15 protein-coding genes are annotated in these 19,278 nt (G+C 58.4%); 7 read left to right on the top strand and 8 right to left on the bottom strand.

Annotated elements, in window-relative coordinates:
- Window positions 1-5 precede the first annotated feature (5 nt).
- Together QK293_RS19910 and QK293_RS19905 are read right to left on the bottom strand one after the other, a co-directional pair.
- Window positions 6-812, bottom strand: a complete 807-nt coding sequence (locus QK293_RS19910; RefSeq protein ID WP_282380142.1) for an alkaline phosphatase family protein — start codon at window positions 810-812, stop codon at window positions 6-8.
- 145 nt (window positions 813-957) lie between these two features.
- The gene (locus QK293_RS19905) at window positions 958-2,025 is read right to left on the bottom strand and encodes an ABC transporter substrate-binding protein (protein ID WP_282380140.1); all 1,068 of its coding nucleotides are present in this window, start codon (window positions 2,023-2,025) and stop codon (window positions 958-960) included.
- Between the two features lie 349 nt (window positions 2,026-2,374).
- Here QK293_RS19905 and QK293_RS19900 point away from each other — a divergent pair, with 349 nt between their 5' ends.
- The gene (locus QK293_RS19900) at window positions 2,375-3,088 is read left to right on the top strand and encodes a UTRA domain-containing protein (protein ID WP_282380139.1); all 714 of its coding nucleotides are present in this window, start codon (window positions 2,375-2,377) and stop codon (window positions 3,086-3,088) included.
- Between the two features lie 28 nt (window positions 3,089-3,116).
- On the opposite strand, the gene QK293_RS19895 is transcribed toward QK293_RS19900, so the two are convergent.
- A complete protein-coding gene (locus tag QK293_RS19895) occupies window positions 3,117-3,884 on the bottom strand; it encodes a class III extradiol ring-cleavage dioxygenase (RefSeq protein WP_282380137.1) in 768 nt (255 codons plus the stop codon).
- A 103-nt stretch (window positions 3,885-3,987) separates the two neighbouring features.
- On the opposite strand from QK293_RS19895, the gene QK293_RS19890 reads away from it, so the two are divergent.
- Window positions 3,988-4,641 carry a thiopurine S-methyltransferase gene (locus QK293_RS19890; RefSeq protein WP_282380165.1) on the top strand — a complete coding sequence of 218 codons (654 nt, stop codon included), beginning with the start codon at window positions 3,988-3,990 and terminating at the stop codon, window positions 4,639-4,641.
- A 66-nt stretch (window positions 4,642-4,707) separates the two neighbouring features.
- Here the strand turns inward: QK293_RS19890 and htpX are convergent, their stop codons facing one another.
- Both htpX and QK293_RS19880 read right to left on the bottom strand, forming a co-directional pair.
- Window positions 4,708-5,595 (bottom strand): protease HtpX, encoded by an 888-nt coding sequence (htpX, locus tag QK293_RS19885; RefSeq protein ID WP_282380135.1) that lies wholly within the window; start codon window positions 5,593-5,595, stop codon window positions 4,708-4,710.
- A gap of 316 nt (window positions 5,596-5,911) precedes the next feature.
- Window positions 5,912-7,123 carry a pyridoxal phosphate-dependent aminotransferase gene (locus tag QK293_RS19880; protein ID WP_282380133.1) on the bottom strand — a complete coding sequence of 404 codons (1,212 nt, stop codon included), beginning with the start codon at window positions 7,121-7,123 and terminating at the stop codon, window positions 5,912-5,914.
- Window positions 7,124-7,349: 226 nt separating this feature from the next.
- On the opposite strand from QK293_RS19880, the gene msrB reads away from it, so the two are divergent.
- The 3 genes from msrB (at window position 7,350) to QK293_RS19865 (ending at window position 8,796) form a co-directional block, all read left to right on the top strand.
- A complete protein-coding gene (gene msrB / locus QK293_RS19875) occupies window positions 7,350-7,748 on the top strand; it encodes a peptide-methionine (R)-S-oxide reductase MsrB (RefSeq protein ID WP_282380131.1) in 399 nt (132 codons plus the stop codon).
- A gap of 101 nt (window positions 7,749-7,849) precedes the next feature.
- On the top strand, window positions 7,850-8,335 hold the full coding sequence (locus QK293_RS19870) for a glutathione peroxidase (protein ID WP_074878825.1): 486 nt from the start codon (window positions 7,850-7,852) through the stop codon (window positions 8,333-8,335).
- The gene (locus QK293_RS19865) at window positions 8,332-8,796 is read left to right on the top strand and encodes a MarR family transcriptional regulator (protein WP_282380127.1); all 465 of its coding nucleotides are present in this window, start codon (window positions 8,332-8,334) and stop codon (window positions 8,794-8,796) included. Before QK293_RS19870 ends, QK293_RS19865 begins: the two co-directional genes overlap by 4 nt.
- Here the strand turns inward: QK293_RS19865 and QK293_RS19860 are convergent.
- On the bottom strand, window positions 8,777-11,098 hold the full coding sequence (locus QK293_RS19860) for a response regulator (RefSeq protein ID WP_282380124.1): 2,322 nt from the start codon (window positions 11,096-11,098) through the stop codon (window positions 8,777-8,779). The two genes, QK293_RS19865 and QK293_RS19860, sit on opposite strands and share 20 nt — an antisense overlap.
- Window positions 11,099-11,263: 165 nt before the next feature.
- On the opposite strand from QK293_RS19860, the gene QK293_RS19855 reads away from it, so the two are divergent.
- Together QK293_RS19855 and QK293_RS19850 are read left to right on the top strand one after the other, a co-directional pair.
- Window positions 11,264-12,154, top strand: a complete 891-nt coding sequence (locus QK293_RS19855) for an ATP-binding protein (protein ID WP_282380123.1) — start codon at window positions 11,264-11,266, stop codon at window positions 12,152-12,154.
- Window positions 12,151-12,633: a GAF domain-containing protein gene (locus tag QK293_RS19850; protein WP_282380122.1), complete on the top strand. Its 483-nt coding sequence runs from the start codon at window positions 12,151-12,153 to the stop codon at window positions 12,631-12,633. Before QK293_RS19855 ends, QK293_RS19850 begins: the two co-directional genes overlap by 4 nt.
- Here QK293_RS19850 and QK293_RS19845 read toward each other — a convergent pair whose 3' ends face one another.
- Window positions 12,634-15,582 (bottom strand): HD domain-containing phosphohydrolase, encoded by a 2,949-nt coding sequence (locus QK293_RS19845; protein WP_282380120.1) that lies wholly within the window; start codon window positions 15,580-15,582, stop codon window positions 12,634-12,636.
- Between the two features lie 49 nt (window positions 15,583-15,631).
- Window positions 15,632-19,276: a transporter substrate-binding domain-containing protein gene (locus QK293_RS19840; RefSeq protein ID WP_282380119.1), complete on the bottom strand. Its 3,645-nt coding sequence runs from the start codon at window positions 19,274-19,276 to the stop codon at window positions 15,632-15,634.
- Between the last annotated feature and the right edge of the window lie 2 nt (window positions 19,277-19,278).

Below are 19,278 nucleotides of genomic sequence, written 5' to 3'. Positions count from 1 at the left end.
GGCGTTCACTTGAGCAATTCCCGGCAGACAGGTTTGTCGTGGGTCACACCCAGCAATTCGCAGACGGTGCCGCATATTTCAGTCTGTTTCGGTGCGGCGTCGGCGTTGAAACTGAAGGCATCTCCCAGAACGAATAGCGGTACTTCGCGCTCTTCGGCCAGCAGGCCATTGTGGGAACGGTCGTTGTTCATCCCGTGGTCGGCCGTCACCAGCACCTGATAGCCGGCGTCGAGCCAGGTTTGCAGGTAGTCGGCCAGAATAATGTCCGCCGAGCGGGCGCTGTTGCGGTATTGCGGGGTGTCGAGACCGTGCTTGTGCCCGGCGTCGTCGATGTTCATGGGGTGGACCAGTAAAAAATTCGGCGCATGACGCAGGCGCAGATTCTCGGCGTCGGCGAACAGGTGCGAGTCCGGGTAGTGATCGTTCCAGTAGAAATGGCCGTGCTGGATCGGCAGGTCGGGGTTGTCGGTGTGACGATCCCGTGCGGCAACGAAGGGCGAATTGTTATACAGCTCGCTGACCCAGTGATAGGCCGCGGCGGCGGTTGTAAGGCCGGCATCACGGGCGTAGTGATAGATGCTGCGCTGGTTGGACAGGCGCGAGACGTTATTGTGGACGATGCCGCTCTCGATGGGCGGGACGCCGGTGAGGATGCATTCGTAAAGCGGTCGGGACAGGGCCGGCAGTTCGCACTCCAGTTTGTAGAGCGACGCGCGTCCTGCGCCAACATAAGCCTGCAGGTGCCCCATGGCGTGACGCGCGACTTCGTAATTGAGGCCGTCGAGCACGACAAGGATGACGTTGTGCTTCATAGGGGCGATGACTCCGTAAAACATTAGATTTCAGCGAAACTTGTAGGAGCGAAGCTTGCTCGCGAAAGCGGACTTTCAGCCAACATCAATGTTGAATGTCAGTCCCTCTTCGCGGGCAAGCCTCGCTCCTACAAGAAGCACGGCATCACTTCATCTCGACGATGACTTCTTCGTTCCACTTCTGAGGCAGCGCCTTGGAGGTCTTTTCCCACGCATCTGCGTCTTTGATCGGCGTGACCTTTTTGTACTGCTCGTTAGGCAGCAGTTGGGCCTTGACGTCATCCGGCAATTTGACGTGGTCGGCGCGGATCGGACGGGCGTTGCCGCGCGCCAGGTTGATCTGACCGGCATCGCTGAAGATGTATTCGCGGGTCAGCTTGGCGGCGTTCGGGTTTTTCGCGTATTTGTTGATGATGGTGGTGTAACCGGAAATCACCGAGCCATCGGATGGAATCAGCACCACGTAATCATCCGGATTCGCCATCTTGGCCTTGTAGCTCAGGCCGTTGAAGTCCCAGACCACGCCGACTTCGATTTCACCCTTTTCCATCGTGGCGATGGTCGGGTTGGCCATGGACAGGCGTCCTTGTTTGGCGATATCTGCGAACAGCAACAGCGCTGGTTGCAGGTTCTTTTCGTCGCCACCGTTGGCCAGTGCTGCGGCCAGTACGCCGTTGGCGGCCTGGGCGGCGGTACTCACGTCACCGATGGAAACCTTGTATTTACCGGTTTTCAGATCAGCCCACTTGGTCGGGGCTTCGGAACCGTGCAGCAGCTTCTTGTTGACGATAAACGCGATGGTGCCGGTATAGGCCAGCGCCCAATTGCCGTCCTTGTCCTTGGCCCAATCTGGAATCTGATCCCAAGTAGAGGGTTTGTAAGGTTGCACCACATCTTGCTTGACCGCGATCGGGCCGAAGGCTGCGCCGACGTCACCGATGTCAGCCGTGGCGTTGTCTTTTTCAGCTTTGAACTTGGCGATTTCCTGGGCCGAGCTCATGTCGGTGTCGATGTGCTTCAAGCCGTAGTTCTTGGCCAGGTCATCCCAGGTGCCTTTCCAGTTGGCCCAGTTATCGGGCATGCCGACACTGTTGACCTCACCTTCCGCTTTCGCAGCGGCTTCCAGAGTTTTCAAGTCGGTATCAGCGGCCATGGCGGCGGTGCACATGGCAATGGTCGAGCCTAACAGTGATGCCAGGAAAAGCTTTTTCATCCGAAGCTCCTTTGGGCGTTTTCAACGCTGCGATTGCGGTTGTGTTGGTCTAGGTCAGCAATACCTGAGCCAATTTAGGCCGGTTGGATGACATTTTGATGTCGACGACCGGTCTACCTCTATGTTCTGTACTGGAATGCTCAGGCTCCGGGGTAAGCGTAGACCATGGCTAAAGAGCTGATATGAAAGGACTTGGCCATGAAATTGCAGGTGTCTGGATCAACCGTTCGGCGCCTTTGTCATCTGTCAGTCATAAGCAGTGCCTAGGCTTGCAGAGAGTTGATGGGAGCCGATTGAATCGCGGTTCCGCCCCGAAACAGTGCTGGTCTAGTCCAGATAGGTAACGTTGATGCGCATCGAGACAACCAAAGCGGTGACAGCGATCGGGCAGGTTCTGCAGGAACAGCTTGACCATGGCCTGTTGGCGCCCGGTAGCAAACTGCCGGCCGAGCGTAAACTCAGTGAGTTGTTCGGTACCACGCGAATCACCGTGCGTGAAGCGTTGTTGCAGTTGGAAGCCCAGGGGCAGATTTATCGGGAGGAGCGCCGTGGCTGGTTCGTGTCGCCACCGCGCCTGGCGTATAACCTGATGCAGCGCAGTCATTTTCACGCGATGGTCAGTGCACAGGGGCGTGTGCCGTCCACCGAGGTGATTTCAGCGCGGTTGCAACCGGCGTCGGCTGCGGTCTGTGCCTGGTTGCAGTTGCCGGCGTTGTCGAGCGTGATTCAGATTTGCCGGGCGCGGCGGATTGATGAGCGGCTGGTGTTGTACGTGGAGCACTATTTGAATCCGCAGTTTTTCCCGGGGATTCTGGAGTTTGATTTGAATCAGTCGATTACCGAGCTGTACGCGCGGCATTACGATTTGCACTACGGGCGGGTGCGCTTCGAGATTGTGCCGACGGCGTTGTCGGTGGATGCGGCGGCGGCCTTGCGGGTGACAGTGGGGAGCCCGGGATTACGGATTGCGCGGGTCAACTACGATCAGCATGAACGGCTGATCGATTGTGATCTGGAGTTTTGGCGGCATGATGCAATTCATGTCGGGGTTGATGTGGTCTGAACCTGGCCGCCGCAGGACGCTCCTTTCTTTATCCGAAGCGGTAAATGTCCATGCCCAGGGCGCCCATGGTGAATCCCTTGTGAGTCACGCTGAAGTTTCCTCCGGCGCCACGGGCAAAATACAAAGGCAGCAGATGTTCATCACTCGGATGGTTGCGCGCGGCATTCGGTGCTTGCTGACGGTAGTCGTGCAACGCGGTTTCGTCGTTGGCAGCGAGTTTTTCGATCATCCAGTCGCGAAATGCCTGGGCCCAGGGTTCGACGCTTTCCGGGCCTGCGTGCCAGTCCAGTTCGCGCAGGTTGTGGGTGATGCTGCCGGAACCGATCAACAGCACGCCATGTTCGCGCAGACTGGCCAGCGCATGGCCGACGCGGGTTTGCAGGGTCGGGCCGCCACGGGTGGGGAGCGAGACTTGCACCACGGGGATATCAGCTTGTGGATACATCAACGACAAAGGCACCCAGACACCATGGTCGAACGGCCGTTTGGCATCGATGCGTGCGGGCAGGCCATCGCTCTTCAGCAGTTCGACAACTTCTGCGGCCAATTGTGGATCACCGGGCGCCGGGTATTGCACGTCGAACAACGCCTGTGGAAATCCGCCGAAGTCATGCCAGGTTTCGGGTTGGGGATTGCCGCTGACGAGCAATTCACTACTTTCCCAATGCGCGGAAACAACGATGATGGCCCTGGGTTTCGGCAATTCTGCGGCCAAGCGAGCGAGGGCGGGCCCGCTGGCGCCCGGTTCCAGTGCCAACATGGGCGAGCCATGGGATATGTGCAGGCTGGGGAACATGAATGAGCTCCTGAGGCGTAAGATGGCATCATCTTCAGTCAGATCATTGATCTAAATCTAATATAAGTTTTAGAGTCTATTGATCGAATTTTCGGGATTAATTATGCAGCCGGAGTTTTGGCACAAGCGGTGGACGTCGAATCAGATCGGCTTTCACCTGCCGGAAGTAAATCCATATCTGCAACGGTACTGGCCGCAACTGGGCCTGGAAGAGGGCGCGCGCGTACTGGTGCCGTTATGTGGGAAAAGTCTGGATCTGCTGTGGCTGGCGAAATGCGGTCACGAAGTGTTGGGCGTCGAGTTGTCGGAAAAAGCGGTGGAAGACTTTTTCCACGAGCATCAATTTGATCCGGACGTCAGCGACCAAGGCCCCTTCACTGTCTATCGGGCGGGCTCGATCGAGATCTGGTGTGGTGATTTCTTCGCGTTGACTGCCGGCGATGTCGCCGATTGCAGTGCGCTGTACGACCGCGCTGCGTTGATCGCCCTGCCGCCTAAAATGCGCGATCAATACGCCGAGCATCTGAAGCGAATTTTGCCGAAGGATTCGCAGGGGCTGCTGATTACTCTGGACTACGACCAGCCGCAAATGGACGGACCGCCCTTTGCAGTGTTGGATGACGAAGTGCAACGGTTGTTCGGGGCGACGTGGGAGCTGAAGATTCTGGAGGATCAGGACGTTCTGGGCGAGAGCTGGAAGTTTATCGAGAGCGGAGTCACGCGGCTTGAAGAGCGGGTGTATCGCCTGATGAGTTGATGGAACAGCAAGGCATAAAAAAGGGGTGATCAGATGATCGCCCCTTTTTTTGTCACCGCAGAACTATCAGCCCCGACGACGCAATGCGTCGATGCGCTCTTCCAGCGGCGGGTGGCTCATGAACATGCGGGCGAACCCCTGTTTGATGCCACCGTTAATGCCGAAAGCATTCAAGGTGTCCGGCATGTGCACCGGCAGACCCTGTTCCGCACGCAGGCGCTGCAGGGCGCCAATCATCGCGTTGGTGCCCGCCAGGCGTGCACCGGCTTCGTCGGCACGGAACTCACGTTTGCGCGAGAACCACATGACGATGGAGCTGGCCAGAATGCCCAGGACCAGTTCGGCGAAGATGGTCGCCACGTAGTAGGCAATGCCCTGGCCTTCTTCGTTCTTGAAGATCACCTTGTCGACAAAGTTGCCGATGATCCGCGCAAAGAACATCACGAAGGTATTCACCACGCCCTGGATCAGGGCCAGGGTGACCATGTCGCCATTGGCTACGTGGCCAATTTCGTGGGCCAGAACGGCTTTCACTTCATCCGGCGAGAAGCGCTCGAGCAGGCCCTGGCTGACCGCGACCAATGCGTCGTTCTTGTTCCAGCCGGTGGCGAAGGCGTTCGCCTCATAGGCCGGGAAAATACCGACTTCGGGCATCTTGATCCCGGCTTCCCGGGACAATTGCTCGACGGTTTGCAGCAGCCATTGCTCGTGGCGTGTGCGCGGCTGGCTGATGATTTGGGTGCTGGTGCTCATCTTCGCCATCCACTTGGAGATGAACAGCGAGAACAGCGAACCGGCGAAACCAAAGACCGCACAGAAAATCAGCAGCTGATTGAGGTTGAGATCAACCCCGTTGGCCGCCATGAACCCGTTGAAGCCGAAAAGGCTCAGGGTGATGCTGGCAATCAGCACGACCGCCAGGTTAGTGGCCAAAAACAGCAGGATGCGCATCATGGTTGTAGAAATCTCCTCATGCTAAAGATGTAGCGTACTGCGGGGTATATAAGGTGCTGAACCGGGCTATTCAACCGGGTGACTATTTCAAACTGTGTCCTACGGCAACAGCCTAGCTATTTGAAGGGCATTTCCGACGTCGATAGGGGAAGTGTTTGTCAGTCATTTCACGTCGCAGGCCCCGTCTTTGTTAGACGCGAGCGCGCAACGAGTCATCAGCCAGCAATTGAAGAAGCGATGTTCGGCAGGGCGCAAAGATATGTTGCTGAATCAATCACCGTGCGACGTGCGCAAGCGTCGCACGGTGACAGGCCGCTTACTGGCGATAGGACTTGAGGAAGTTGCCAATCCGTCCGATGGCCATGTCCAGGTCGTCCACACGCGGCAGGGTCACCACACGGAAGTGGTCCGGCCATGGCCAGTTGAAGGCGGTGCCTTGAACCACCAGCAGCTTCTCCGACAGCAGCAGGTCGAGCACGAATTTCTCGTCGTTATGGATCGGGCAGACTTTCGGGTCGATCCGTGGGAACGCATAGAGCGCGCCCATGGGCTTGACGCAGCTTACGCCGGGAATGGCGTTGAGCAGTTCCCAGGTACGGTTGCGCTGTTCCAGCAGCCGACCTTGGGGTAATACCAGATCATTGATGCTCTGATAACCGCCGAGGGCTGTCTGGATAGCGTGCTGGCTCGGCACGTTGGCACACAGTCGCATGTTCGCCAGCATGTCGATGCCTTCGATGTAGCTCTGGGCGTGGTGTTTCGGGCCGGAAATGGCGATCCAGCCGGAACGGAAACCCGCCACGCGATAAGACTTGGACAGACCGTTAAACGTCAGGCACAGCAGATCTGGCGCCAGGGAGGCCGTGCAGATGTGCACGGCATCGTCGTACAGAATCTTGTCGTAGATTTCGTCGGAAAAAACCACGAGGTTGTGCTGACGGGCCAGTTCCAGCATGCCCAGCAGGACTTCTTTCGAATACACCGCGCCGGTCGGGTTGTTCGGGTTGATGATCACCAGAGCTTTGGTGTTCGGGGTGATCTTGGCCTTGATGTCGGCCAGATCTGGCCACCAGTTGGCCTGCTCGTCGCACAGGTAATGCACCGGGTTGCCGCCCGACAGGCTCACCGCGGCGGTCCACAGCGGGTAATCCGGGGCCGGCACCAGCACTTCGTCGCCGTTGTTGAGCAGGGCCTGCATCGACATCACGATCAGCTCGGAAACGCCGTTGCCCAAATAGATGTCTTCAATGCCGACGCCTTCCACCTGCTTTTGCTGGTAGTACTGCATGACGGCCTTGCGGGCGCTGAACAGACCCTTGGAGTCGCTGTAGCCCTGAGCGGTCGGCAGGTTGCGGATCACGTCCTGGAGGATTTCATCCGGCGCTTCGAAACCAAAGGGCGCCGGGTTGCCGATGTTCAGCTTGAGGATGCGATGGCCTTCCTCTTCCAGGCGTTTGGCGTGCTTGAGCACTGGGCCGCGAATGTCGTAGCAGACGTTGGCGAGCTTGTTCGATTTGCTGACCTGCATGGCAATGTGTTCCCGAAAATGAACGATCCAGGCGGCGTATGAACAACCGTGCTGGGAATCCTGCGTATTCACACAGGCCTGACGCCTTGAGAGGCAGCACCCATAAATCCGTTTGAATGCGCGCGGTCTGGCTGCCAGACTGGCGTATGACGAGGCGCAATCATACGTGCCGCCCGATCCGTGGAAAAGGTACAGATCGGGCTTTTTCAGCTGCTGAGGTGTGATGATGGAAAAGTTGGAAAAAACCCTGGAAGAATGGAAAGCAATGCTCGACCCGGAGCAGTACAACGTTTGCCGCCTCAAGGGCACCGAGCGACCGTTCTCCGGCAAATTTAACGACACCAAAACTGACGGCGTTTACCACTGCATCTGCTGCAACGAGTCACTGTTCGACTCCAAGACCAAATTCGACTCCGGCTGCGGCTGGCCGAGCTTCTACGCGCCGATCGGCGACAGCGCCATGGTCGAGATCCGTGACGTCAGCCACGGCATGATCCGCACCGAAGTGGTCTGCGGCAAATGCGATGCGCACCTGGGGCACGTGTTCCCCGACGGTCCACCGCCGACCGGTCTGCGTTATTGCATCAACTCGGTGTGCCTGGACCTGGTACCCCGCGGAAAATAAGCCAGAGGGTGATCTGATGATCGCCCATCGGATAATTAAATTGCACGCAATTCAATTGCTCGCTATGTTTGTCTCATCTTCCCTCATTTAGAGTCCGAATCATGAGCGACAACCTGCTGAGCATCCCTTGCACCACCATCAAGGGTGAGCAAAAGACCCTGGCGGATTTCGCTGGCAAAGCCGTGCTGGTGGTCAACACGGCGAGCAAATGCGGCTTCACCCCGCAGTACAAAGGCCTTGAAGAGTTGTGGCAGACCTACAAGGATCAAGGTCTGGTGGTGCTTGGGTTCCCGTGCAATCAGTTCGGCAAGCAGGAGCCGGGCAACGAAGGGGCGATTTCCGAGTTCTGCGAGTTGAACTTCGGCGTCAGTTTTCCGCTGTTCAAAAAGATTGAAGTCAATGGCGCCGGTGCCCATCCGCTGTTCGTTCAACTGAAAAAGCGCGCGCCGGGTGTGCTGGGTTCCCAGGGCATCAAGTGGAACTTCACCAAGTTTCTGATCGGCAAGGATGGCCAGCTGGTCAAGCGCTTCGCCCCCGCGACCAAGCCGCAGGACCTGAGCCGCGAGATCGAAGCCCTGCTCAAATGAACACCTTGTCAGTCGATTCCCTGAAGCTCGACAGCCAACTGTGCTTCAAACTGTACGCCGCTTCCCGGGCGGTGATCCGCGCCTACAAGCCGATGCTCGATCAGCTCGGCCTGACCTACCCGCAATACCTGGCGATGCTGGTGTTGTGGGAATGGCAGGAGGCAGCCCCTGAGCAGCCGACGGTCAAGGCGTTGGGCGAACGCCTGACGCTGGATTCCGGCACGCTGACGCCGTTGCTCAAGCGTCTTGAGCAACTGCAACTGGTTCAGCGTCAGCGCTCGGCGCGGGATGAGCGTGAAGTGCACTTGAGCCTGTCGCCCACCGGCAAGGCCTTGCGCGATCAGGTCGGGCCGCTCAAGGCCCGCTTGCTGTGCGACAGCGGTGTGGATCTGGATCGCCTGAATGATCTGCGCGATGGCCTTGATCACTTGTTGGGGCAAATCAAAGCACTGTCGTACTAGGGATCCACAAGTCCAGCAGGGCAGCCAACTCTTCCCGACGGAAGGGTTTTGCCAGGTAATCGCTCATGCCCGCCGCACGACAGCGTTCGCGCTCTTCGGACATGGCGTTGGCAGTCAGGGCGACGATGGGCAGTTGTGGCCAGCGCCCGCTGCGACGGATTTGCCGACTGGCCTCGTAGCCGTCCATCACCGGCATGTTGCAGTCCATCAGCACCAGATCGAATTCGCTCTGCTCAAGCTGATCCATCGCCTCGCCACCGTGACCGGCGACGATCACTTCGCATCCGAGTTTCCCGAGCATCCCCTTGGCCACTAATTGGTTGACCGGATTGTCCTCCACCAGCAGCACGCGTCCGCGTCGTTGTGGGGAGAGGGTGTCGAGCCGGGCATCGTTGATCGTGTTGAGTTCCGGCTGCAGGACTCGTCGCAGCGTCTGGTACAGCGCGTTGCGCGCCAGAGGCCGCGCCTGTTGCTGCAAGGGGGCGAGGGCGACGGCTTCTTCGCTGGGCATGAAACTGCCGTAAGCGGTGACCAGCAGAATGGGGGCTGTACACGAGGGGCGCAGGCCAAACAGGCATTCGGGGCAATCGGTAATCAGTACATCAGGGTTCAGACCCAGCAACGATTCATCGATGAAACGCTGCTGATAGTCGAGCCCCCAGCCGGGCAACACACTGTTCAACAGTTCTGCCAGACCGCTGCTCGCGGCGGTGATTGCGATGACCTTGCCTTGTAAAGAGGCCGGGGGAAGGGCCCGGGTGTGGCTGGGCAGCGGCAGATCCGCGCAGAACTGGCTGCCGAAGCCTGCTTCGGAGCTGATGGTGAGGCGCCCTTGCATGACTTCGCAGAGGTTGTAGGTCAGTGCCAGGCCCAACCCGGTCCCGCCGAATTGCCGGGTGATGCCGGCACCCGCCTGGGTGAAGGGCTGGAAAATCTTGACCTGGGCGTCCTGGGCGATACCGATACCGGTGTCGCAGACTTCGATTCTGACGCCGTCCTCGAATGTCGAGAGGCGCACATCGACCCGACCGAAACGGGTGAACTTGAGGGCGTTGGATAACAGGTTGCTGACGATCTGTCGGACCCGGGTCGGATCCCCGAGCACCAGTGCCGGAAAATGCGGATCGATCAGGCAGCTCAGCTCGACGCTCGGCGCGGCGTTCTGTGACAGCAGGTTGGCGGTGTCCTCGATCAGCGAGCCGAGGTCGAACGGAATATGTTCGAGCTCAAGTTGGCCGGCATCGAACTTCGACAAATCGAGAATATCGTTGAGCAGTTCCACCAGTACTTTGCCCGAGTCATGGGCGATGGACAGCTGTTGCTGTTGCTCGGCATTGAGCGGACCGTCCAGGGAAAGCGCGATCATCCCCAGCAAGCCGTTGAGCGGCGTGCGGATCTCGTGGCTCATGTTGGCCAGGAACACCGAGCGCGCGTCGGCCATGCCCAGGGCGGTGCTGCGGGCGACCTCCAGCTCCTGATTGGATTGGCTGAGCCGATTGTTGATCGCCTTGAGTTCCGCCGTGCGAGCCGAGACGATGTTCTCCAGTTGCCCGAGGTAGTCGGTCAGACGGTTTTCGGCGTTGCGTCGCTGCTGGATTTCGGTGGCGATGTTTTCGAACTGTTGATTGGCAACCTTGACCAGTACCCCGATTTCATCGTTTTCATGGTCCGTCGGACACTCCAGCGACGTCGACTCCGCGCTGCGCGGGTCGCGAATACTGAGTTCACGGATGACCCGCACCAACGGCTTGGTCAGCATCACATAAAACAGCGCCAGCAGGATGCCGGTCAGCAGCAGGCTGCGGGCGAAGCCATTGAGCAGCGTCACCTCGGCCCGGCGCAGGAACCGGTTGCCGAATGAATAGGTATCGACGTCCAGACGCAGAGTGCCGAGGGATTCGGTCGGCAAGTGATCCAGGTAGAGACGGTCTTCGAACTGCCGGTTGGCGCCGAACAGGAAGTCGCTGATCACCCGATAGCCGCTTTGCACGCCTGGGCGTTTGACGTTGGCCAGCACGGTATTGTTGTTGTCGATCAATTGCGCGCCGGTGATCGCCGGCGAGCGCAACAGGCCCAGGGTCAATTCCTGAGCGAGTTCGGCATCGATGTTGTAGGCGATGCGGGACGCGGGGTTATGGCTGATTTCCAGTAAAGACAGGATTTCTCGGTTGATGGAGGCGTCTTCACTGGCATAATCGATGCCTATTTGCATCAGACTGAGCAGCGTACCCAGAATGAAACCGACCAGCACAGTAAGCCTGGCTTGCTTGTAGGACAGTCGGTTGGTGAACTTGATATCCATGGGGTGTCGAACCACTTCCGTTTCCCTTCGCTGCTCAAGCATAGTTGATCATGCATGGATACCGATGTTCTCGCGAGCCCTTGTGCAAAGGAATGAACCGGAACCGAACGCTGTGTTTCGTCGCTGTATCGCCATCATTACTGTGAACGTGCCCGAGGAGAAGACGTGGATTCCCGATTAAATGCTTTTCTTGAACGTGCCGATGCCGTTTTGGCCCGTATCGAACCGCTGTTGCCCGCACCTCGGCAAGCCATCGACTGGAATCACTGCCTGGCTGCACGCTGGCAGCGCGAGGGGCGCAGCGGTTTCATGCTGCCGCTGCAAGTCAGCCTCGACATGCGTTTGTCCGACCTGATCGGCGTCGACCGGCAACTGGAGCAACTGGGGCGAAATACCCAACAGTTCCTCGACGGCATGCCGGCCAACCACGCGTTGCTCTGGGGCTCGCGCGGCACCGGTAAATCGTCGCTGGTTCGCGCCTTGCTGGCCGAACACGCCAAGGGGGGATTGCGGTTGATCGAGATCGAACGCGATCACTTGGCAGACTTGCCGCGAGTGGTCGAACAAATCGCCAAGCTGCCCCAGCGTTTCGTGCTGTTCTGCGATGACCTGTCGTTCGAGTCGGGCGAGGGTGACTATCGCGTACTCAAGAGCGTGCTCGACGGCTCTCTCGAACAGGCGCCGGATAACGTTTTGCTGTACGCCACTTCCAACCGTCGCCATCTGGTGCCGGAAAAGGAAAGCGATAACGAAAACTGGAAAAGGGTCGACGGCGAACTCCATCCCAGCGAGGCGGTGGAAGACAAGATTGCGCTGTCGGACCGTTTCGGATTGTGGCTGTCGTTCTACCCGTTTACCCAAGAACACTTCCTCAACGTCGTCGAACACTGGATCGGTCAACTGGCCGACAAGGCGGACCTTAAGTGGCAACGAGACGAGGAACTGGACATCCTCGCGGTGCGCTGGGCCACGGGCCGGGGTAATCGCAACGGACGTTGCGCGTATCAATTTGCCCGCTATTGGGTCGGGCTGAAGCTGTTGGAGCACAAGGCATGATCGATTTACAGAAGAGCGGCCAGGGCCTCGAAGGCTACGGCATGCTGTGGGCGCAATTGGAGTCATTGCTGGCGGACGAGCGGGATTTCATCGCTAACGCCGCGCAGTTCTCGGCGTTCCTGTACAACCTGCTCGATGACCTGAACTGGGCTGGGTTCTACCTCAATCGCAACGAAGAACTGGTACTCGGCCCTTTTCAAGGGCAGATCGCCTGCGTGCGGATTCCATTCGGTCGGGGCGTATGCGGGGCTGCGGCGACGACCTTGCAGACCCAGTTGGTCGAGGACGTGCACGCGTTCCCCGGACACATCGCTTGCGACAGCGCGTCGAACAGCGAACTGGTGGTGCCGCTCGTCAAGGACGGTCGATTGATTGGCGTGCTGGACCTCGACAGCCCGAAACTGGCGCGTTTTACCGCTGAAGATCAGGCCGGTATCGAGCAATTGGCGGCGATTTTCCTGCGCCTGACCGACTGCTGATCATGCCCTCAAGCCTGCCTTGACCAGCAGGCTCGACGGGTCCACCGCATCGATTTGTTGGGGGTCGAGGAATCGATCGGCGTACTGCAAATAGATTTGTGCGTTGATGAACAGCCCAAACAACTCAGGATCGATGTGGGCGTCCCGGCACAGGGTGGCCATGATGCCCAGCGCTTCGCTCAACGACTTGGCTTTCTTGTAGGGGCGATCGGCGGCGGTCAGTGCTTCGAAAATATCGGCAATCGCCATCATCCGCGCCGGCAGGCTCATTTCTTCACGCTTCAATTGTTTGGGGTACCCGGTGCCGTCCATTTTTTCATGGTGGCCGCCGGCGATCTCCGCGACGTTGTTGAGGTGACCGGGGAAGGGCAGGTGGCTGAGCATCAGAATTGTCTGCACCCTGTGGTGATTGATGATGTAACGCTCCTCGCGGGTCAGGGTGCCTCGGGCAATGCTCAGGTTGTAGAGCTCGCCCCTGTTGTACTTGTAGCGCGGCACATCGAGTTTGAACCCCCAGGGATTATCTTCCGGAATCAGTTCGGCTTCGGGTCGTTCGAACAGGTGCTCGGGTTTGTCCGCCAGCAATGGTTCGCTGACCGGCAGTGCCGGTGCCGGGGTTCGCGCCTGGCGTCGGTTCTCTTCCCAGGAAACGCCCAGCCGGTCATCCAGTGTTCGGGTCCAGGTGCGCAGGGCCATGCTGTGAAGGCGTTGCAGGTCGGACTCGGCCATCGCCTCGCCCCCCAGGTTGCAGCGGGCAACGAACGCGAAGTCATCGTCCAGCCCCGCCAGAGTGGCGTTGCGCAGTTCGGTCAGGTGCTGCTCGTCACCACCCAGGGTCATGGCTTGCCAATAGTTGATCCAGACATCGCGCTTGAGCACTTCGAAACGGGTACGGATTTCGTGGATACGGTCGTAAAGCGTTTCCAGCTTCGTGGCTTTATCGACCACGTATTCCGGAGTGGTGACCTTGCCGCAATCATGTAGCCAAGCCGCGATGTGCAGCGCTTCCCATTCATCGTCGGTGGGTTGGTAGCCACTGAAGGCCGGGTCCTGGCTGGCCGCTGCGGCCTGGGCGAGCATCAGGGTCAGCGCCGGCACTCGCTGGCAGTGACCGCCGGTGTAGGGGCTTTTGGCGTCAATCGCACCGGCCAGCAGTTGAATGAAGGCGTCCAGCAGTTGTTTTTGTTTGGCTTGCAGACGCTGACTTTCAATACTCACGGCGGCCGCGCCGGATACGGCCTGGAGGAACGCGATGCGGTCTGGACGAAGTTTTTCCAGATCGCTCTGGTTGCCGGTATCGGCCAACAGCAGGACCAGCAGGCCCAGGGTTTCGTGATGACGATTGTGCAGTCGAATACCGATCAGATGAACGCGGGGGCACTCCAGCGCAAGCAGCACCTTCTGCAAATCCCCCGCCTGTTCGAAACCAAGCGTGGTGACGACGTTGTCGGCATTCGACAGCTGCCGTAGCCATGCAGGGCTATGCGGAGCCTGGAGTTCGTGTCCTTGAAGATCAAAGGACGGCAACGCCTGTGAGATGCCGTTGATGACCAGACCCTGTGGCTCCATGCGATCGCCATCACTTTCGCGCAGGTAGATCAGACCGGCCTGGGCCTGGCCGATTTTCACAGTTTCAAACAACACGCGTTCCAGCAAGGGGGCAAAACGGACCTCGGCGCTCAGGCTTTCGGTGATCTGGAAAAAACTCGCCAAGGTATCTTTCATGCGCGCCATCGACACGCTCAGTTGGTCGACTTCGAGCACGGGAGAGCGACGTGAGGGCGGAAAGTTGAAGTCGAAACTGCGAACCGCATCGGCCTCCCGCACCAGCGCGCGCAGGGGTTTAACCAGAATCCGAGAGGTCAGCCAACCCAGCGGCAGGCATAGCAACAGCGTGGCCAAGGTGATCAGCGCGCCTTGCCAGCGCATGCGGTAGGCATCGACGAGTAATTCATCTTCCGGTACCAGCAGCGCCAGTTGCAGTCCCTGGGGGCCACCCTCCTGCATGCTGCTGCGGGCAACGATCCATTGACGACCGGCGACATCCAGGCGGTTACCTTCGGGGGGATTGTTGAGCAGCGCGCCGAGGCTGGGGCTCAGGTCGGCGGCTTTGATCAGGCGGGCAGTCTGATCGTCGATGATCAATTTGCTGCTGTCAGGATAAGCAATGGCATTGCCCTCGGCATCGAACAGCACAATTTCTGTACTGGGGGTCACCACATGTTTGGCCAAGGTCGTGGAGAGTTCCGCCAGGGTCAGATCGGCGCCCATGACGGCGTGTTCGCCGCTGCGCCGGGCCAGGGTGGTGCCGACATTGTGGGTGGAGAAAAAAATGTAGGGTTCGGTGGTGATCTGATCCCTGTCGCTGCGGGCGTTGGCATACCAGGCGCGGGTTCGCGGATCGTAGGTTTCGTCGGGATTGTCCTGGCGACTGATGAGGGTCAGATCTTGATCGAAAAACAGTGATTGGGAGCGGACCTTCCCGTTGTTGCCGGTTCGCTCAATGCTCCACACCTGATAAGCCGCAGTGTCCGGGGCATTCAGGAGCGTTTTCAGACCGGAGGTTCGCAAGGGCCGAACCATGAAGAAATCACCATTGCCGTAGCCCAGATACAGCGAGGCCAGGTCGGGGTTGTCCTTGAGTGACTGGCTGAAGGGTTTGAACAACGCCAGGCGTTGCTCCAGGTCAGGTGCCTGCGTCGCTGGATAATCCGCCAACAGGCTCAGCAGATGACGAATCGGCTCATAGGTGGTGTGCAGGTCCAGGCGGACGTCCTGCTCGATGCGGTTGAAGAGCTTTTCACTGCTGGAAAGAATGATCTGCGTGGTGTGCCGGTAGTTGAAAATGCCCAGCACCACTCCAGTCAGCATCAACAGGAGCGTGAACATCACGCTGATATGGACGTGCAGGGGAAACCGCCGTTGATCCGGGCGCAGTGCGCTGGGCATTGCAGGTCTCTCCATGATGGTTAACACACTGCTCAGCGTCCTAGCATAGTTAAGGCTCTGTCATTCTGCTGTTGTCGTTTTGGCCAATTTGTTGCTGCAAGGCTTGCTCCAGTTCGAGCATGGCGCGCTCTATAGCCTTGCTGCAATCGGCCACCTCGTCGTGATGGAACACTTCATGGCAGGCCTTTTCCAACGCCTCGCAGCTGTCGATCACTCGGGAGGCCTGGACGATTCGGGCGGCGCCCTTGATTTTGTGGGCGACGTCGAGAAATGACTGTGGGTCTTTGGATAGGGACAGGGCCAGCAATTCTTGTCGGTCCAAACGGTTGCTGTTCAACAGTTCGGCCAACAATCGCTGGTCCAATAGCGGATTTCCACCCGTCAAAAGACGCAGCCCTTGCAGGCTGAACGCCGGATCGCGGACGGTCGGCCTGATACCTTCAACCCACTGACTCAAGGCTGTCAGGGTGAGGGGCTTGAACAGGCAGTCGTCCATCCCGGCTTGTTTGCAGCGTTGTATTTCTTCCGGTTGCGCGTTGGCGGTAAAACCCAGAACGGTACAGGGCGGGCGTTGCGTTTGTTGTTCCTGTCGGCGAATGGCGCGGGCCAGTTCGTATCCGTTCATGATCGGCATGTTGCAATCGACAATCACCAGATCGAACGGCTCTGCTTTCCACGCCTCGTATCCCGCTTCGCCATCCGCCTGGACGCTGAATCGATGCCCCAGAAACTCCAGTTGCTGGCACATGAGCAAGCGATTGGCCGGGTGATCGTCGACCACCAGAACGTTCAAGGGGGTCGTCGTGGTGTGTATGTGCGCTTCAACAGTCTCCGGCACCTGCTCGAGTGGCAGTGTTGCCAGGTGTAACGAAACCTCGACTTGAGTGCCCACACCCGGCTGGCTGCTCAATTGCAGGCTGCCACCCATCATCTCGCACAGGCTGCGGCTGATCACCAGACCCAGTCCTGCGCCACCTCTGCCTGATTGTGCGCAATTATCGGCTTGAGCGAAGGGTTCGAATAACCGCTGCTGATCCTGTTCGCTGATGCCTATGCCACTGTCCTGAACATGCAACAGCATCTGAACCCGCTCGGGTTCGGCGGTGGACTGCAGGTCGACGATGACCCTGACCTGGCCATGCTCCGTAAACTTGATGGCGTTGCTGACCAGGTTGGACAGCACCTGCTTGAAGCGCATCGGGTCCAACAGGACTTCAAACTCCGAATTGTCAGGGCGGAACTCCAGCAGCAGTCGGAGATTTTTCTGGCGTGCCAGTCCATCGAAGACCCGCACGACCGAGGTCACGATTTCACTTGGATTGACGCGCTCAGGGCTCAGGCTAAGACGCCCGGATTCGATCCGTGCAATGTCGAGAATATCCCCGATCAGTTCCAGCAGGTCCTTCGCCGAGTTGTACGCCACATCGATGGCAGGGCGATCCGGGTGCTCATGATCGATACGCTTGAGCGTCAGTTCGAGCATGCCGATGACCGCATTCATCGGGGTGCGGATCTCATGGCTCATGGTCGCCAGAAACGTGCTTTTGGCCCGGTTGGCTTCATCGGCGCGCTCTTTCGCGCAGCGCAGATCATCGAACAGTTGCCGCCGTTCACTGATGTCGATCCAGCCGCCGATGATGCCTTGCACTTCACCGCTCGAATCACGGTAGGGAAGAATCCAGTGGTAAATCGTCAGCCTGCGGCCGCCGATGTGCAACGCGCGGTCGAGAATCAGCGGTATGCCCTCGGCCACGACACGCTGGTAATCGGCCTGATATTCCCGGGCTTCGAACGCATTGCTCATGTTGCCCTGCATGACGCTTTTGCCAATGACGTCTTTACGTTTCGCGCAGAAGGCTTCCAGGTAACTGTCGTTGCAACTTTGCAGCAGTCCCTGGCGATCGCGTACGTAGATGGGATGAGGCGTACCGTTGACCAGCGATCGCATGAATTCGAGTTGATCGTTCAATGCGCGCTCGGCCGCCTGACGCTGCTTAATCTGGCGACGCATGTAAGCGTTCCAGGCAAAGGAAATCAGCAGCAGCACCCCGGAACCGAAAATAATTTGGTAGAACATTCGGTGATAGAGGCGCCAGGTACTTTGCGAGGACGCCGAATAGCCACGCCAGCGGCTGTTGATGATGCCCAGCTCTTGCGGCGCAATGCTCAGCAGCGCCTTGTTGAGGATGGAATTCAGTTCTTTGGTATCTCGTCCTGTGGCCAGGGAGAACGCGGCCTCGCGGGTACCGATGGTGGTACTGATTTGAAGTGTGTGCTCAAAGAGCCGCGATGAGATGAAGTAGTTCGCAATCACCAGTGAGTTCACCGCGCCGTCTGCCTTGCCCTCGGCCAGCCACTCCACGGCGCTGAATGCGTCGGGTGTTTCAATCAGCCTGATCCGCGGAAACTCGCTGCGCAGGTAATCCACCAGGGGGTTGCCTTGGGCGATAGCCAGGCGTTTGTCCTGCAACTGCTCAAGGCTTGTCGGGCTGTCGGCGGCTTTGCGAGTCAGCAGAACAAAGGAGTCTTGCAGATAGGGGCGGGTGAAGTTCAACGTCGTTTCACGTTGGGCGCTGGGGAGCAGGGCGGCGATCAAGTCGGCCTTATTGTCCCTGATCTGCTCGATCATCTCGTCATCGCTGCGGCTGCGATGGACGTCGAATCGCAACCCGGTGCGCAATCTGATCAGCTCGAGCAAGTCCGCGGTAACCCCACGAAAGTTGTTATTACTGTCGAAAAACGTCAGCGGCGCAAAGGCCTCATTGACCACCACACGGACTACCGGATGTTGTGCCAGCCAGCGTTCCTCGGTGTGGGTGAGCTGCAGTTTTTGATCGGTAAGAAGAATGTCACTGCCGGCACTCCAGCGTTTGGCGATGTTATCGCGTTCGCTGGTGGGGATCGCGCTGAGTATTGCGTCGATGATCCCGAGCAATTGCGGGTTGTCCTTGCGCACGGCAAAGCTGAAACCGTGGGCTTCGTGTTTGCCGAAGTTGGCCATGCGGATGTTGTTCAGATAGCCCTTGTTGATCATGTAATGGGTGGAAATTGTGTCTCCCAGAAAAACATCAGCCTGGTCGAAGGCAACTGCATTGATCGCATTCTGGTAGGACGGAAAGGACGTGATGATCGCCCTCGGATACATTGCCTTGACCTCTTCCCGCGGCAAATAGTGATACACCATGCTCAGCCGTAGACCGGCCAGGCCATCGGTCAAGGATCTGGTTTCTCCTTCGCGTGTCACCAGAACCGGCTGGTCCACGGCGTAGGGTGTGGAAAGTACAATGTCGGCGTTATGTGCTTCGAATCCATTGGCGCTACCCAGCAAGTCGACCTCGCCGTTTTCGAGTGCTTTGATTGCGGCCTCCCGGGACGCAAAGCGCAGAACCTTGATTGGCAAACCGGTTGATGTACCCAGGAGGCCCGCGTAATCAGCGGTATAACCTTCGTAGTCGTGACCACTGGTGGTCAGGTCGAAAGGAGGGTAGTCCGGGGCTGACGTGCCAAGGATCAGTTCCCGTTTATTCTTGATCCATTGCCGTTGTAATTTATCCAGTTGGACTTCCTGGTGTCCGGTCATTGAGCGACTGAGCAGGGTGTAGTTCTCGCTGACGGTCTGCGCAGCGAGCACTGAGGTGCTCAGGCATAAACCGGCGGCCATCAGTGTCAGATAATCCTTTATACGACTGGGCATCC

It is taken from the genome of Pseudomonas sp. AL03 (assembly GCF_029960815.1).
GTDB lineage: Bacteria > Pseudomonadota > Gammaproteobacteria > Pseudomonadales > Pseudomonadaceae > Aquipseudomonas.
This window is presented reverse-complemented; position numbering and strand designations above follow the sequence as displayed.

Excerpts from the sequence above, each read along its gene's own strand:
- QK293_RS19910 (WP_282380142.1), bottom strand. The coding sequence starts at position 812 with ATGAAGCACAACGTCATCCTTGTCGTGCTCGACGGCCTCAATTACGAA.
- QK293_RS19905 (WP_282380140.1), bottom strand. The coding sequence starts at position 2,025 with ATGAAAAAGCTTTTCCTGGCATCACTGTTAGGCTCGACCATTGCCATG.
- QK293_RS19900 (WP_282380139.1), top strand. The coding sequence starts at position 2,375 with ATGCGCATCGAGACAACCAAAGCGGTGACAGCGATCGGGCAGGTTCTG.
- QK293_RS19895 (WP_282380137.1), bottom strand. The coding sequence starts at position 3,884 with ATGTTCCCCAGCCTGCACATATCCCATGGCTCGCCCATGTTGGCACTG.
- QK293_RS19890 (WP_282380165.1), top strand. The coding sequence starts at position 3,988 with ATGCAGCCGGAGTTTTGGCACAAGCGGTGGACGTCGAATCAGATCGGC.
- htpX (WP_282380135.1), bottom strand. The coding sequence starts at position 5,595 with ATGATGCGCATCCTGCTGTTTTTGGCCACTAACCTGGCGGTCGTGCTG.
- QK293_RS19880 (WP_282380133.1), bottom strand. The coding sequence starts at position 7,123 with ATGCAGGTCAGCAAATCGAACAAGCTCGCCAACGTCTGCTACGACATT.
- msrB (WP_282380131.1), top strand. The coding sequence starts at position 7,350 with ATGGAAAAGTTGGAAAAAACCCTGGAAGAATGGAAAGCAATGCTCGAC.
- QK293_RS19870 (WP_074878825.1), top strand. The coding sequence starts at position 7,850 with ATGAGCGACAACCTGCTGAGCATCCCTTGCACCACCATCAAGGGTGAG.
- QK293_RS19865 (WP_282380127.1), top strand. The coding sequence starts at position 8,332 with ATGAACACCTTGTCAGTCGATTCCCTGAAGCTCGACAGCCAACTGTGC.
- QK293_RS19860 (WP_282380124.1), bottom strand. The coding sequence starts at position 11,098 with ATGGATATCAAGTTCACCAACCGACTGTCCTACAAGCAAGCCAGGCTT.
- QK293_RS19850 (WP_282380122.1), top strand. The coding sequence starts at position 12,151 with ATGATCGATTTACAGAAGAGCGGCCAGGGCCTCGAAGGCTACGGCATG.
- QK293_RS19845 (WP_282380120.1), bottom strand. The coding sequence starts at position 15,582 with ATGCCCAGCGCACTGCGCCCGGATCAACGGCGGTTTCCCCTGCACGTC.
- QK293_RS19840 (WP_282380119.1), bottom strand. The coding sequence starts at position 19,276 with ATGCCCAGTCGTATAAAGGATTATCTGACACTGATGGCCGCCGGTTTA.